The sequence below is a fragment of the Streptomyces malaysiensis subsp. samsunensis genome (assembly GCF_024519315.1).
Lineage (GTDB): Bacteria > Actinomycetota > Actinomycetes > Streptomycetales > Streptomycetaceae > Streptomyces > Streptomyces malaysiensis.
Map to the genome: position 1 here is coordinate 115,485 of NZ_JANIIC010000023.1, position 14,659 is coordinate 130,143.

General features: G+C 71.8%; 14 protein-coding genes. 9 read left to right on the forward strand and 5 right to left on the reverse strand.

The window, feature by feature from the left end; genetic code table 11:
- Window positions 1–6: 6 nt before the first annotated feature.
- Together NQU54_RS20730 and NQU54_RS20735 are read right to left on the reverse strand one after the other, a co-directional pair.
- Window positions 7–699, reverse strand: a complete 693-nt coding sequence (locus NQU54_RS20730; protein WP_167499894.1) for a response regulator — start codon at window positions 697–699, stop codon at window positions 7–9.
- Complete coding sequence (locus tag NQU54_RS20735; RefSeq protein WP_257632355.1) at window positions 696–2,384, reverse strand: ATP-binding protein; 1,689 nt, start codon at window positions 2,382–2,384, stop codon at window positions 696–698. The genes NQU54_RS20730 and NQU54_RS20735 overlap by 4 nt, the downstream gene beginning before the upstream one ends.
- 230 nt (window positions 2,385–2,614) lie before the next feature.
- Here NQU54_RS20735 and NQU54_RS20740 point away from each other — a divergent pair, with 230 nt between their 5' ends.
- The 3 genes from NQU54_RS20740 (at window position 2,615) to NQU54_RS20750 (ending at window position 5,404) form a co-directional block, all read left to right on the forward strand.
- A complete protein-coding gene (locus NQU54_RS20740; RefSeq protein ID WP_069862229.1) occupies window positions 2,615–3,427 on the forward strand; it encodes an ABC transporter ATP-binding protein in 813 nt (270 codons plus the stop codon).
- Window positions 3,420–4,295 carry an ABC transporter permease gene (locus tag NQU54_RS20745; RefSeq protein ID WP_257632356.1) on the forward strand — a complete coding sequence of 292 codons (876 nt, stop codon included), beginning with the start codon at window positions 3,420–3,422 and terminating at the stop codon, window positions 4,293–4,295. Before NQU54_RS20740 ends, NQU54_RS20745 begins: the two co-directional genes overlap by 8 nt.
- An 83-nt stretch (window positions 4,296–4,378) precedes the next feature.
- The gene (locus NQU54_RS20750; RefSeq protein ID WP_069862236.1) at window positions 4,379–5,404 is read left to right on the forward strand and encodes an ABC transporter substrate-binding protein; all 1,026 of its coding nucleotides are present in this window, start codon (window positions 4,379–4,381) and stop codon (window positions 5,402–5,404) included.
- A gap of 189 nt (window positions 5,405–5,593) precedes the next feature.
- On the opposite strand, the gene NQU54_RS20755 is transcribed toward NQU54_RS20750, so the two are convergent.
- Window positions 5,594–6,706 (reverse strand): MGDG synthase family glycosyltransferase, encoded by a 1,113-nt coding sequence (locus tag NQU54_RS20755; protein WP_257632357.1) that lies wholly within the window; start codon window positions 6,704–6,706, stop codon window positions 5,594–5,596.
- A 135-nt stretch (window positions 6,707–6,841) separates the two neighbouring features.
- Between NQU54_RS20755 and NQU54_RS20760 the strand changes: the two genes are divergently transcribed.
- The 3 genes from NQU54_RS20760 to NQU54_RS20770 are packed head-to-tail and all read left to right on the forward strand — an operon-like array spanning window position 6,842 to window position 9,549.
- On the forward strand, window positions 6,842–7,660 hold the full coding sequence (locus NQU54_RS20760; protein ID WP_257632358.1) for an SDR family NAD(P)-dependent oxidoreductase: 819 nt from the start codon (window positions 6,842–6,844) through the stop codon (window positions 7,658–7,660).
- Window positions 7,661–7,666: 6 nt separating this feature from the next.
- A complete protein-coding gene (locus NQU54_RS20765; RefSeq protein WP_372505966.1) occupies window positions 7,667–8,821 on the forward strand; it encodes a DMT family transporter in 1,155 nt (384 codons plus the stop codon).
- Window positions 8,818–9,549, forward strand: coding sequence for a polysaccharide deacetylase family protein (locus NQU54_RS20770; RefSeq protein ID WP_257632359.1), 732 nt, complete (start codon window positions 8,818–8,820; stop codon window positions 9,547–9,549). Before NQU54_RS20765 ends, NQU54_RS20770 begins: the two co-directional genes overlap by 4 nt.
- A gap of 2 nt (window positions 9,550–9,551) precedes the next feature.
- Here the strand turns inward: NQU54_RS20770 and NQU54_RS20775 are convergent, their stop codons facing one another.
- Window positions 9,552–11,021, reverse strand: a complete 1,470-nt coding sequence (locus NQU54_RS20775; protein ID WP_257632360.1) for a class II fumarate hydratase — start codon at window positions 11,019–11,021, stop codon at window positions 9,552–9,554.
- Window positions 11,022–11,164: 143 nt separating this feature from the next.
- Entirely contained in the window at window positions 11,165–12,115 is a 951-nt protein-coding gene (locus tag NQU54_RS20780; protein ID WP_257632361.1) for an anti-sigma factor RsbA family regulatory protein, read from the reverse strand.
- Window positions 12,116–12,269: 154 nt separating this feature from the next.
- Here NQU54_RS20780 and NQU54_RS20785 point away from each other — a divergent pair, with 154 nt between their 5' ends.
- The 3 genes from NQU54_RS20785 (at window position 12,270) to NQU54_RS20795 (ending at window position 14,587) form a co-directional block, all read left to right on the forward strand.
- Window positions 12,270–13,151: an alpha/beta fold hydrolase gene (locus NQU54_RS20785; protein ID WP_257632362.1), complete on the forward strand. Its 882-nt coding sequence runs from the start codon at window positions 12,270–12,272 to the stop codon at window positions 13,149–13,151.
- A gap of 221 nt (window positions 13,152–13,372) precedes the next feature.
- Window positions 13,373–13,696: a hypothetical protein gene (locus NQU54_RS20790; protein ID WP_257632363.1), complete on the forward strand. Its 324-nt coding sequence runs from the start codon at window positions 13,373–13,375 to the stop codon at window positions 13,694–13,696.
- 57 nt (window positions 13,697–13,753) lie between these two features.
- On the forward strand, window positions 13,754–14,587 hold the full coding sequence (locus tag NQU54_RS20795; protein ID WP_257632364.1) for an SAM-dependent methyltransferase: 834 nt from the start codon (window positions 13,754–13,756) through the stop codon (window positions 14,585–14,587).
- Window positions 14,588–14,659 lie beyond the last annotated feature (72 nt).

Consider the following 14,659-nt stretch of genomic DNA (forward strand, 5'->3'; position numbering starts at 1 on the left):
GTGCCGTCAGTTCACCGCCACCCATGTGTAGCGGTGTTCGGGACGGCCGGTGTCCCCGTACTTGAGGGTGAGGCTGATACGGCCCGCATGCTCGAGGTACTTCAGATAGCGCTGGGCCGTGGAGCGGCTGATACCGGTGCGCTCCGCCACTTCATGGGCGGAGAGCGGATGGTCGGCCTTGTCCAGGACCCGGCGTATGAGGTCGACGGTGGGCGCGGAGTGGCCCTTGGGGAGGGAGGGACCGGAGGTGTCGGCGGCCGCGAAGGCGCCGAAGATCCGGTCCACCCTCTCCTGGCCGGTCTCGCCGCGCCCGCCGACGTCCTCGAGGGTGCGGCGCAGTCCCGCGTAGGCGTCCAGCTTGCCCCGCAGCCCGGCGAAGCTGAACGGCTTGACCAGGTACTGCAACGCGCCATGGCGCATCGCGGCCTGGACGGTGGTCACATCACACGCCGCCGTCACCATGATGACGTCGGCGTGGTGGCCCAGCTGGCGCATCCGCCGCACCAGTGTCAGCCCGGTCTCGTCCGGCAGATAGTGGTCGAGCAGTACGAGGTCGACCGGGGTGCGTTCGAGGGTGGCGAGGGCCTGGGCGGCGGTATGGGCGCGGGCGGTGACCCGGTAGCCGGGCACCTGGGCCACATACGCAGCGTTGATCTCGGCGACGTGGAAGTCGTCGTCCACGACAAGAACGTCGATCATCGTGACTCTCCTGCTGCGGTGAACTCATGAGTGGGTGTGTCGTTCCCGGTGAGGGCCTCGGGCAGGACGACGGTGAACACCGCCCCGCCACCGGCCCGGGCGGTGACCCGGGCCATCCCTCCGTAACGCTCGGCCAGCCGCCGTACCAGGGCCAGCCCGATGCCCCGGCCGCGCGGCGACACGGTGGCGGACCCCTCGTGGGCACCGGGGGCGGCCTCCGGGGAGCTGGGGAGGGCGGGCGGTTTGGTGGACCAGCCCTCGGTGAAGATCTGTTCGCGCATCCCCGGTGGCACCCCCGGGCCGGTGTCGCTCACCCGCAGCACGGCGGTGGTGCCCTCGGCCCTCAGCTCGACCTCGATGGACGGAGTGGGGGAGGGGTGTGCGGCCACGGCCTCCAGCGCGTTGTCGATGAGGTTGCCGAGCACGGTCACCAGATCGCGCGGATCGACCACCCGCGCGGGCAGCAGGGTCGAAGGCGAGATGCGCAGGGCGACCCCGCGCTCGGCCACGATGGCCGACTTGCCGACCAGCAGCGCCGACAGCAGCGGATCGTGCACCCGTTCGGAGATCTGCTCGGCCGAGGCGCGCCGGGCGTTGGTGAGCTCGGCCACGAACTGCGCCGCCCGCTCGTGCAGTCCGAGCTCCAGCAGCCCCAGCAGGGTGTGCAGCCGGTTGGCGTGTTCGTGGTCCTGGGCGCGCAGCGCGTCCAGCAGGCCACGGGTGCTGTCCAGCTCGCGGCCCAGCAACTCCAGCTCGGTGCGGTCGCGCAGCGTGGCGACCGCCCCGCCGTCCTTGGTCGGCATGCGGTTGGCGACCAGCACCCGGCCGCCGCTGACGGTCAGCAGATCCGCGCCGTCCACCCGCCCCGCCAGCACATCGGTGGTACGGCCCGGCGGCAGGGACTCCTCCAGGGTGTGGCCGGTGGCGTTCGGGAGGATCCCGAGCAGCCGTCCGGCCTCGTCGTTGACCAGGCGGATCCGGCCCTGCCGGTCGAAGGCCACGACGCCTTCGCGGATGCCGTGCAGCATCGCCTCCCGCTCGTCGAGCAGCGCCGAGATATCGGCGAACGCGACACCGTGGGTACGGCGGCGCAGACGGCGCGAGACGGCGATCGCCGCCAGGACACCCACTCCGAGCGCCGCTCCCGCGTACAGCAGGAGCCGGGGCACCGCCGCCAGCAGCTGGTCGCGCACGCTGCCGTAGCCGATGCCCACCGACACCGCCCCGATGATCCGTCCGTCCCGGGCGTGCAGCGGCACCTTGGCGCGGGCCGAGCGGCCGAGCGTGCCCACATCGATCTGGAGGACCTCCCGGCCCGAGAGCGCCTCGCGCGGATCGGTGGAGACATGTTCGCCGATCCGGGCGGTGGTGGTGTGCGACCAGCGCACGCCCCGGGAGTCCATCACCACGATGTACAGCGCCCCGGTGGCCCGGCGGATCCGCTCCGCCGCCCGCTGCACCGGACCCTTCGGGGTGGGCTCGGTGGCGGCGAGGTCCCGGGCGATGTCCGGATCGGCCGCGGTGGTCTGGGCGATGGCGAGCGCCTGGTGCATCGCCTGGTTGTCGATCTCGGAGCTGAGCGGGGCCAGGAACAGCGCGGTCGCCAGCACCATCACCCCGGCGGTGATGGACAGCTGCGCGGCGAGTACCTGGCCGGAGACACGCCGAGGCCATCGGATACGCATGACAGGCCCCCTGTCTCCCGTCCCGCGGTCCCGTGCGCGAGCGGTATTACTTCGTCCGTTTATGGTGCTGTGAACGCACCGTAAAGGCGCCCGGGGCGTATGCCCAGTCTCCGTAGCGTTTTCGTTGCGCGGGCGCGAGCAAAACGAGCAGAACGGGGTTTGTGAGCGCAAGGGCGGGTTGTGCTCACAAGACTGCCGCTGTGGCCCGGGTCACTCCTAGCCTCCCGGCCATGAGCAGCCACACCAGCCCCGCCATCGAGTTGCGGGGAACGAGCAAGGCGTTCCGGACTCCGTCCGGGGCCCTCCACACAGCGGTCAGGGATCTCGACCTGACCGTCGGGCACGGTGAGTTCGTCGCCGTCGTCGGGCCCACCGGTTGCGGCAAGTCCACGACACTGACGCTGGTCAGCGGGTTGGAGGAGCCCACCGAAGGCGAGGTGCTGGTGGCCGGTGAGCCGGTCCGCGGCATCGCCTCCAACGTGGGCTTCGTCTTCCAGCAGGACGCGGTCTTCCCCTGGCGGAGCGTGCTGTCGAATGTGATGGCCGGCCCGCGCTTCCGCGGGGTGCCCAAGGCTGAGGCGAAGGAGCGGGCCCGTGAGTGGCTGGCCCGGGTCGGCCTCTCCTCCTTCGAGGACCGCTATCCGCATCAGCTGTCGGGTGGCCAGCGCAAGCGCGTGGCGCTCGCGTCGACCTTCGTCAACGACCCCGAGATCCTGCTCATGGACGAGCCGTTCTCGGCGCTCGATGTGCAGACCCGTGCGCTGATGTCGGACGAACTGCTGGAGCTGTGGGCGGGGACCGGCGCATGCGTCGTCTTCGTCACCCACGATCTGGAGGAGTCCATCGCCCTGGCCGACAAGGTCGTGGTGATGACGGCCGGACCGGCCACCGTCAAGGAGGTCTTCGAAATCGACCTGCCCCGGCCCCGCAAGGTGGAGTCGGTGCGGCTGGAGCCGCGGTTCGTGGAGATCTACCGGGAGATCTGGTCCTCGCTCGGCGAAGAGGTCCGCATCACCCGTGAGCGAGGTGCCGTCGATGCCTGAGACCCTCTCCGCCAAGGCCGCCCCCGCGCTCGGCAAAACACCCGGTACGGACCGCTCCAGGGCCCGGGCGCGCGCGGCCCGCAAGCGCGCCGTCCTCGTCCAGTCCACCCGCGCCCTGGTGCTCCTCGGCGTCATCGGGCTGTGGGAATGGATGTCCCGGGCCGAGGTCATCGACCCCTTCAACTTCTCGATGCCCTCCAAGATCTGGGCCCAGCTCAAGCAGTGGGCGCTGCACGGCACCGCACAGGGTTCGCTGTGGGAGCAGATCTGGTACACGCTCTACGAGGCGCTCCTGGGCTGGGGCATCGGCGTCGTGGCCGGTGTGGTCCTGGGGATCGCGTTCGGCCGGATCGCCTTCCTCGCCGATGTGCTCGGCCCGTACATCAAGGTGCTCAACGCACTGCCGCGTATCGTGCTCGCACCCATCTTCCTCATCTGGTTCGGCCTCGGCCCGGCCTCGAAGGTCGCCTCGGCCGTCGTCCTGGTCTTCTTCCCCGTCTTCTTCAACGCCTTCCAGGGCGCCCGGGAGGTCGACCGCAACCTGGTGGCCAACTCCCGGATCCTCGGCGCGAGCAACCGCCAGGTCACCCTTCAGGTGGTGATCCCCTCCGCCACCTCATGGATCTTCACCAGCCTCCATGTCAGCTTCGGCTTCGCCCTCATCGGCGCCATCGTCGGCGAGTACATCGGCGCCACCAAGGGGCTCGGCCTGCTGGTGTCCTCCTCGCAGGGCACCTTCAACGCCGCCGGTGTGTACGCCGCCATGGTGATCCTCGCCGTGGTGGCCCTGCTCGCCGAGGGGCTGCTGACCTTTCTGGAGAAGCGGCTCTTCCGCTGGAAGCCCGCCCAGCCGGGCGAGGACCGCTGAGTCCCCCGCCTCCCCCTCCCCGGCTCCCGCCCCGCCCCCGCCCTCCTCTTCTCAGCCCATCACCGCTCACAAGGACGTGACCCATGCGCAGCAGTGCCAAGTTCTCCGCGGCAGCCGTCGCCGCGGCGCTCGCTCTCACCACCCTCACCGCCTGCGGCGGTGACTCCGACTCGGGCGGGGACGGCAAGGTCAAGATCATGGTGGGTGGCCTGGACAAGGTCATCTACATGCCCGCGATGCTCACGCAGCGGCTCGGCTACTTCAAGTCGGAGGGCTTGAAGGTCCAGCTGCTCACCGAGCCCGCCGGGGTGCAGGCCACCACCTCGCTGATCGCGGGCGACGTCCAGGGCGTCGTCGGCTTCTACGACCACACCCTCGATCTCCAGGTCAAGGGCAAGCAGGTGGAGTCCGTCGTCCAGCTCGCCCAGGCCCCCGGCGAGGTCGAGGTGGTCTCCAACAAGGCGGCGGGCGAGATGAAGTCGCCCAAGGACTTCAAGGGCAAGAAGCTCGGGGTCACCGGTCTGGGCTCGTCCACGGACTTCCTGACCAAGTACCTCGCGGTCGACGGCGGGGTGAAGACCAGCGAGTTCACCCCGGTGGCGGTCGGCGCGGGCCAGACCTTCATCTCGGCCCTGAAGCAGGGCTCCATCCAGGGCGGTATGACGACCGATCCGACGGTCGCCCAGATCGTGGAGCAGAAGATCGGCAAGGTCCTGATCGACATGCGCACACCCGAGGGCTCCAAGCAGGCGCTCGGCGGCCTGTACCCGTCCTCCTCGCTCTACATGAACACCGACTGGGTGAACGGCCACAAGGAGACGGTGCAGAAGCTGGCCAACGCCTTCGTGAAGACCCTGAAGTGGATGTCCACCCACTCGGCCGAGGACATCGCCGCCAAGATGCCGAGCGACTACGCACAGGGCGGTGCGAAGCTCTACGCGGAGGCCATCAAGAGCACCCTGCCGATGTTCACCAAGGACGGGGTGATGCCGTCGGACGGCCCGGCGACCGTCGAGCGTGTCCTCAAGGCGTTCAACCCCAACCTGAAGAACGCCACGGTGGACCTGAAGAAGACCTACACCACCGAGTTCGTCGAGAAGGCGGGCTAAGCGCTCCGCTGGAAGTGCCCTGACCTGCCGTCGATCGTCCGCGGCGCCGTCGTGGCTGGTCGCGCGGTTCCCCGCGCCCCTTCGGGGCGCCACCGAACCGCAGCCGACTTCCGCCGATCCGCTCAGAGCCTTCGAAGGGCAGGGACCTGAAAGGCAGCGCTGGGTCCCTGAAGACGGGCCCCGCGGCGTTCACCTCGACGCCGCCGTCCGGGCGACCATATCGGTCAGCCGGACGGCGGCGTCGTCGGCGAACAGCCGGCGGCCCGCCGCGATACGGCGCTCCCGCCACGCGGAGGGCTCGGTGACCACATCGAGCAGCCGCGCCAGCTCCCACGAGTCCCGTGCGCGGTCCGAGAGCCCCAGCTCGGCCATCCGCCGTACGCCCTCCCGCCCATGGCCCGGGATGGGGCGGTAGCCGATCACGGGCACCCCGGTGGCCAGCGCCTCCAGCGCGGTCTGACCGGCCGCGTTGTCCACCACGGCCCGTACCGCGCCCAGCAGCCCCGGCATGTCCCGCTCCCAGCCGAGGGCCGCCACCCCCGGCAGGCGGGACAGCTCTGCGCGCAGCCGTTCGTCCCGGCCGCACAGCACCACCGGCAGATACCCCGCCCCGGACAGCAGCCGCGCCGTGTCCGCCACGTGGGTGCCCGCTCCCCACGCCCCCACGGACAGCAGCACCGGTGGCCTCCCGGGCGCGACCGCACCCCAGCGCCGCCGCCACCCCGCGGCCCCCGGCGCCGGGGCGAAGAAGCGCGCCGCCACCACCGGTCCGGTGGCCACGGCCGGACGGCCCAGCGCCCGGCGCACCGCCTCCGCGGCATCCGGGGTGACACACAGATGCAGATCGTTGCCCGGGTGCAGCCACTGGCGGTGTACCGCGAAATCGGTCACCACGACCGCGCTGGGCGCCCTCAGGGCCCCGCGCGCCCGGAGCCTGCCGGTCAGCTGCGCGGCCAGATGGAACACCGGGACGACGACGTCCGGCCGCTCCCGCTCCACCAGGGCCAGCAGCCGGCCCTCGGCGAGCGCGGCCAGCGGGGCGCTGCCCGGCCGGGGGCCCTTGCCGGGGCGGAAGAACGCCCGGTAGATGCCCTCGTACACCGTCGGGGCACGGCGGATCGTCGTCCGATAGAACGAGCGCAGCCCCGCCCCGATCCCGTGCGGCAGCAACTCCAGCACATCCACCCGGGCGGACCCCTGGCCCCGGTCCGCCAGCCTGCGGACCAGCTCGGCGGCGACCGCGTCATGTCCGGCCCCCATTCCGGCGCTCACAACGAGAAAACGTGCCGACGGCGGGTGCATGACCACCTCCGATGGTGCGAGGCGCGGCTCCTCATGGCTCACTGGAGGTATCCGCTCCGCATGCCGTCAAACCGCGCGCTCGACGGCCGGTGACCCAGGACCAGCGGCCGGTCGGCGGCGAGACAGGGAGATGTCATGATCCGCCCCCTCCCGGACGCACCCCTCGATCGCGGCCATGTGCGGGACACCGGCCACCCCGCCGCCACCGGGACCAGGGTCGCGCTGGTGACCGGTGCCTCCTCGGGCATCGGGGCCGCCGTCGCCGACCGGATCGCGGCCGAGGGCGGATGGCGGCTGCTGGTCAGCGGCCGCCACCGGGAACGGCTCGACCGCGTGGCCGCCAGGACATCGGCCCTCGCCCTCCCCGTCGACCTGGCCGCGCCGGAGGGCCCGGAGGCGCTCGTGGAGGACGCCCTCCGTGCCGCCGGACGGGTGGATCTGCTGATCGCGGGGGCGGGCGTGGGCTGGGCGGGCCCCTTCGCCACGATGCCGCCCGCCGCCATCGACCAGGTGGTCCGCGTCGATCTGCTCGCCGCGATGCGCCTGGTCCGCATGGTCGTGCCCCGGATGGAGGCCGAGCGGCGGGGACACATCGTGCTGATCGGATCGGTGGCCGGGACCGTCGGGGTGCGCGGCGAGGCGGTGTACTCCGCGGCCAAGGCGGCGCTCGGCGTCTTCGCCGACGCCCTGCGCCATGAGCTGGGCCGGGCCGGTGTGCGCGTCACCCATGTGGTCCCCGGTGTGGTGGACACCCCGTTCTTCGCCCGGCGCGGCACCCCGTACACCCGCCGGCTGCCCCGTCCGCTGCCGCCCGAGCGGATCGCCGACGCGGTCTGGGACGCCGTCGAGCGCGGGCGGGACGAGGTGTACGTACCGGCCTGGATGCGGCTGCCCGCGGTGGTCCGGGCCCTGGCCCCACGGCTGTACCACCGGTTGGCCGCACGCTTCGGGTGATCCCCGGTGAGCGTCCTGACCGTAGTGCTGGCCCTGCTGTCCGCCCTGGGCAACGGCGCTGCCTCGGTACTCCAGCGGCGGGCCGCGATGGACCAGGTCCGGGAGGAGCGGGGCGCCCGGGGCCCGATGCGGAACCTGCTGCGGCTGGCACGGCTGCTGCGCCGCCCGTTCTGGCTGGCCGGGCTGGCCGCGATGATGGTGTCGGCGGTGGCGCAGGTGGGCGCGCTGGCGGTCGGACGGCTCTCCGTGGTCCAGCCACTGCTGGTCAGCGAGCTGCTGTTCACCCTGGTGGTGGGCAGTCTGGTCTTCCGCCACCGCCCGGACGGCCGGACCTGGCTGTCGTTCGCGATGCTCGCCGCCGGGCTCGCGCTCTTCCTGGTGGCGGCCGACCCCTCCAGCGGCGCCAGCACGGCGCGGAACGGCCGCTGGCTGCCCGTGGGCGTGGCGGTGGTCATCGCCGTGGGTCTCCTGATCTCGGTGGCCCGGGTGCTGCGCGGGGCCGCGCGCGCCGCCGCCCTCGGAAGCGCCACCGCCGCGTGTTTCGCCTGTACGGCGGCGCTGATCAAGGAGATGACCGGGCGATTCCCCGGTGGAGTGGTCGAGGTGTTCACCGACTGGCCGCTGTACGCGGTGTGCGTCGTCGGGCTGCTGAGCTTCCTGCTGCTCCAGAGCACTCTGCGCGCGGGCACCCTGGCCGCCTCACAGCCCGCGCTCACCCTCGGCGACGCCCTGGTCAGCATCGCGCTGGGCTGGGTGCTGTTCGGCGAGCGCGTCGAGCTGGGGCTGCGCATCGTGCCCGAGGTGGCCGGGATCCTGCTGATGGCGGCCGGGATCGTGGGGCTGACCCGCTCGCCCGCCATGTGCGGCGCCTGGGACCAGGCCGTTCCCGAGCAGCCGCGGAAGGGCGGGACCTCGCTCCCCGGAAGGGCGAGCGACTTGGGCGCCGGTGGCGGAACACCACGCGGTGGGAGAACACGGGGCGGTGGGGGAGCGGCAGGCGGTGGGAGCGCCCCCGGCGGTGGGAGAGCACCAGGCGGTGGGGGAGCGGCAGACGGTGGCAGTGCCCCCGGCGGCGGGGGAACACCTGGCGGCGGGGGAACACCTGGCGGTGGCGGAACACCCGGCGATGGCAGTGCCCCCGGCGGTGGAGGAGCGCCATGAGCGCCCGCCACCGCTCCGGTGTTCTGGTGCGCAACGCGGCGCTGCTCGTGGCGGCCGCGCATCTCGCACCGGCCGGCACCTGGCTGCCCGGGCCGCGGCGCGTCCTCTTCCCCGCCCTGGCGGGCCGCGGACGGTGCGACCATGTGGCCCTCACCTTCGACGACGGACCCGATCCGCGCACCACACCGCGGTTCCTCCAGGTGCTGGACGAACTGGGCGTCCGTGCCACCTTCTTCGTCCTGGGGGACGGGGTGACACGTTTCCCGCACACCACCTCGGAGATCGTCCGCCGGGGCCATGAGCTCGCCGTCCACGGCTGGACCCACAGCCGCCCCTGGCTGCCCACGGTGTCCCGGGACGCGTCCGAGGTCGCCCGTGCCGCCCGTGCGATACGGCTGGTCACCGGCGTGGCACCGGTGTGGTACCGGCCGCCGTACGGCATCCTCACCGGCGGCCGCTGGCTGGCGGCGGCACGGGCCGGGCTCACCCCCGTCCTCTGGTCGGCCTGGGGGCGCGACTGGACCGCGGACGCCACCCCGGGGTCGGTGGCCGCCACCGTACGGCGCGATCTGCGCGGCGGCGCCACCGTTCTGCTGCATGACACCGACCGCGCCGCGGCCACCGGCTGCTGGCGCGCCGCGCTGGCCGCGCTGCCCGTGGTGGTGGCGGAGTGCCGGGCCGCGGGTCTGGAGGTGGGGCCGCTGGCCGAGCACGGGATGCGCCGATGAGCTCAGCCGTCGCGAAGGCGGGCCATCTTCCGGGGGTCCACGATGCGGTCGAAGTCCTCGGCGCCGATATGGCCGCTGGCGATGGCCGCCTCGCGCAGGGTGGTTCCCTCGACGGCGGCCCTGCGGGCGATCGCGGCGGCCTTGTCATGGCCGATCTCCGGGGCCAGTGCGGTGACCAGCATCAGCGAGCGGGTGAGGTACTCGTCGATCCGCTCGCGGTTGAGCTGGACGCCCTCCACGCAGTACTCGCGCAGCTTCTCGCAGGCGTCGGCGAGGATGCGGGCGGAGTGCAGGAAGTCGCTGATGACGAGCGGCCGGGCCGCGTTGAGCTGGAAGTTGCCCCGGGTGCCCGCGTGTGCGACCGCGCCGTCGTCGGAGAGCACCTGGGTGCACACCATCATCATGGCCTCGCACTGCGTCGGGTTGACCTTGCCGGGCATGCTGGAGCTGCCGGGTTCGTTCGCGGGCAGTGTGAGTTCCCCGACCCCGCCGTGCGGGCCGGAGGCGAGCCAGCGGATATCGTCGGCGATCTTCATCAGGGGGACGGCGAGGCCCCGCAGCCCGGCGGAGGCGGCCACCATGGCGTCCACACCGCTGATGGCCGCGAAGGAGTTGGACGCCACCTTGAACGGATGGCCGGTGGCCCCGGCGATCTCCCGGGCCATCGCCGGGCCGAAGCCCTCGGGGGCGCCCAGACCGGTGCCGACGGCCGTGCCACCGATGGCGAGCTGGTACAGATCCGGCAGGGTGGCCCGCAACCGCTCCAGCGCGTCGGAGAGCTGGGCCGCGTAGCCGGACCACTCCTGCCCCACGGAGAGCGGAACCGCGTCCTGGAGATGGGTGCGGCCGGTCTTGACGACGTCGTACCATGCGCGGGACTTGGCGGCGATGGCCTCCTGGAGCAGGCTGACCTGCGGCAGCAGGGGGTCGTGCAGGATGCGCACCGCGGCGATGTGCATCGCCGTGGGAAAGGTGTCGTTGGAGGACTGGCCCAGATTGACGTGGTCGTTGGGGTGCACCGGGTCCTTGCTGCCCATGACGCCGCCGACCAGCTGGATCGCGCGATTGCTGATGACCTCGTTGACGTTCATGTTGGTCTGGGTGCCGGATCCGGACTGCCACACATACAGCGGGAAGTGGTCGTCCAGCGCCCCGGAGACCACCTCGTCGGCCACATGGGCGATCAGATCCGCCCGCCACCCCGCCAGCCGCCCCGCCCGGCCGTTGACCAGCGCGGCGGCCTTCTTGACATGGCCGTAGGCGTGGTAGACCGCCTTGGGCATACGGTCCTCACCGATCGCGAAGTGGACCAGGGCCCGCTGGGTCTGGGCGCCCCAGTACCGGTCGGCCGGGACCTCGACGGTCCCCAGCGCGTCCGTCTCACGTCGGGTGCCGGTGGCGTCGATGCGGGTGGGCAGATCCCGCACCCTCGGGGTGCCCTGGGCACCCCGGCGCCGGTGGGGCGTGTTCATCGCCTGCCCTCCCAGACGGATGGCGGCCCGTCCACCCGCACTCCGCGGCACGGCTGGCGGCCTCAACGCCAGTGTCGCTCGGCACCGCCCCGGCCGCATCCGGCCGGGGCGGTGCCGAGCGGCCGCCCAGTCGATCGGGGAGGTCAGATCCGGGTGCGCAGCCGGATGAGGGTGCCGTCCGCGTCGGCCTGCATCTGCACGACGTCGCACAGCATACGGACGCCCCACAGCCCGAATCCGGGCACCGAGTCGGCCGGCGGGGCGAAGCCCCACAGCGCGTCCGGGTACCAGTGGCCGGGGCCGGAGATCTCGCAGACCAGATCGCCGTCGTGGACCCAGGTGCCCAGCCGCGCCGGGGCCCCGCCGTGCCGGATCGCGGTGGTGGACACCTCGCTCACCGCCGCGACCATGTTGCGCAGCGCGTCATGGCCCATGCCGTGCCGGCTCGCCCGCTCGGCGACGAAGCCGCGCACGGCGTCCAGATCGGTCGAGACGATCGACACGGACTCGGCCGCGCGCGGGGCGGACGGCAGGGGGCGCCGGTCGCAGGTGGCGCTGAACGGGCCGGGGTCGGTGTAGGCGTCGCTCTTCTCCGGCCCGTGGCCGTCGATGATCTCGGGGTGGGTCTGGCGCGCGTAGACGAGGATCTCGGGATGCAGCAGACGCCGGTCGTAGCAGCAGATCGCGCGGGCGCCGGAGTGGGCGAAGGCCGCGTTGACGATCGACTCGTAGCGCGCCCACTCCACCACTTCGAGCGGGGTACGGCCCTGCCACACCGGTTCGGCGATCACCCGGACCCGGCGCGGCTTCTCGGCCTTCACGAAGGAGTCATAGGCGGCGATGGTCTTGACCGGGTGCTGGTACCAGTTGAGCGCCTCCTCGAACTGCACCGCCTTGGCGTCCTGCCCGAGGGCGTCCCGCAACGCCTCGATGTTGGAGGTGGCGGCGACGACGGCCACGGCGTCGTCCGCCTCCAGGCCCTCACGGAGGAACGGGACGCAGATGTCGATCACTTCCTCCTCGTCGCGATAGAGGAATCCGCGATGCATCATCGCGTCGCGGTGGTCCGCGACGGGGCTGCTCGGGCTGGTCATCGGGCCTCCCTGGGGCTCGGCCGATGAAAACACCTCAGGTGCGTCATCGAAATTCTGGACGGTATAGCGCAGTCTGCCACTTCCCCGGCCCGGTGCGCAGCCCGTTCCGGCCCTACATGGACGGCACCCTGACGGTGCATTAGCATCCTCGGGCGTGACAGAGCTCAAGAACATCAACGCAAATGGACTTGATTTCGGGTATTTCGAAGCGGGCCCGGCGGATGCGCCATTGGCGCTCTGCTTGCACGGCTTCCCGGACTCCGCGCACTCCTGGCGTCATCTGCTCCCCGCGCTCGCGGACGCGGGCTACCACGCCGTCGCGCCCTTCCTGAGGGGCTACGCGCCCACCGGCATACCCGCCGACGGCGCCTACCAGGCGGGGGCGATCGCCGCGGATGCCAACGCGCTGCACGAGGCGTTCGGCGGCGACGGCGACGCCGTGCTCATCGGCCACGACTGGGGCGCCATCGCCACGTACGGCGCCACCGGCAGCGCCCCCGAGCGCTGGCGGCGCGCGGTCACGATGTCGGTGCCGCCGCTGGGCGGGGTGCTGGCCGACTTCTTCAACTATGACTACGGCCAGTTCAAGCGCTCCTTCTACATCTTCCTGTTCCAGACGCCGCTGGCCGAGGCCGGTGCGGCGGCGCACGACATGGCCCTGATCGACGGCCTGTGGCGGGACTGGTCGCCCGGCTACCAGGACGCCGCCGAGGACATCGCGCACGTCAAGGAGAGCCTGCGGGACCCGGCCAACCTCGCCGCCGCGATCGGCTATTACCGGGCCCTGTTCGACCCGTCCCGCCATGTGGCGGCGTACGCGGCCGAGCAGGAGGCCATCACCAGCACCGGGGAGACCCCCATCCTGTATCTGCACGGCACCGACGACGGCTGCATCGGCGCCGATGTCGTCCAGAGGGCGAGGGACCACCTCCCCGCTGGCTCGCGCATGGAACTGATCGACGGCACCGGGCACTTCCTCCACCTGGAGGCGCCCGAGCGGATCAACCGGGAGGTCCTGACCTGGCTCGCCGGGTGACCGGCCCGCCCTGCTCGCACGCCACGTCGCCACAGCGCGTGTGACCAGGGCCTTTCCCTTGCGGAACGCGATGCGGCCGCGGCGGGGACCTCGACCGGGGCGGACCCGGTCGAGCCGCCGCGGCCCTCGCTTTACCGCCGGTATACCGCCGCTGATCCACCCTCTTCCATGCTGGACGCATCGCTACGGCCGCCCGGTAGGGACGCGTCTGGAGAGGGCCTGTGAACGTCGACCAGCAGCATCAGCCTCGTATCGAGGACGAACTCCTCTACGCCTGGAGCACCTTCCAGCTCTCCGGCGGGGTGGAGGGTTCCGGCCCGAGCGGTACCTGCCGGGCCGAACGCACCGCTCGCGCCTGTCTCGAAGCGGCACTCCAGGCCGCCGCGGCCCACTCGGGCGGGTATTCCTGGGGGCAGCTCAGCCGGGTTTCCGCCGATGACGACCTGCCCTTCCATCTGTGGGCGCGGGACCCGGTCGCCTGGGCCGAACCGGGGCCCAGTGAGACCGTCACCTGGCGTCCGGGCGCGGCTCCGCATCCGCAGTGATCAGGAACCGTTCGCGGCGAGGCGAGGCGAGGCAGTGCTAGTGGTAAGGGATTCACGATGAAGAGCAGCGGACCCGGCATCGGGCTCAGGACAAGGGCGTGGCGGCCGGCCGACCACGGCCGTCTCGCCGTCAGCCAGGCGAATCCGGCCAGGGTCTACAACTATCTGGTCGGCGGTAAGGACAATTACCTCGCCGATTATGAGCAGGCCCAGCGATTTCTGGGAGTCGCGCCGGAAGTCCGCGACACCGCGCTCTCCAATCGGAGATTTCTTCACCGCGCCGTCCGTCATCTCGCCTCCGCCGGTATGAGTCAATTCCTCGATATCGGCGCGGGATTGCCGGCGAACCCGAATGTGCATGAAATCGCCCAGGCCGTGAATCCCCGTACCCGTGTGGTCTACGCCGACAACGACCCCATCGTGGCGAGCCACGGCCAGGCCCGTCTCTCCGTCTCCGGCACCACCATGGTCAAGGCCGATATCCGCTCGCCCGACGACCTCCTGGGCCATGAGGAGCTGCGGCGGCTGCTCGACCCCGGGCAGCCGGTCGCGATCCTGCTGACCCTCGTCCTGGACTATATCGAGGACCTGGAGAACCCCGTCGGCATCGTCCGCCGGCTCATGGACTGGGCCGCGCCGGGCAGCTGTCTGGTCCTCTCCCACGCCACCGGTGACTTCACCCTCGACACCGACCGGGACTGGGAGATCCTCAGCTTCGGGGACCCCGTCGCCCTGGTGGCCCGCGACCATGCCGAGATCATGGAGTTCTTCACCGGCCTCGAACTGCTCGACCCGGGCCTGGTGCAACTGCCCTCCTGGCGCCCGGGTATCGGTGCCGAGTCCGACCCGAGCCGGGTGTGGGCCTACGGCGGGGGGGCCCGCCAGCCGTAAAACCCCCGCCCCCCCAGCCCGAACTCTGCCCCCCGCCCGCGGTGAACCCCCCCCCCCCGCGCGCTCTTAACC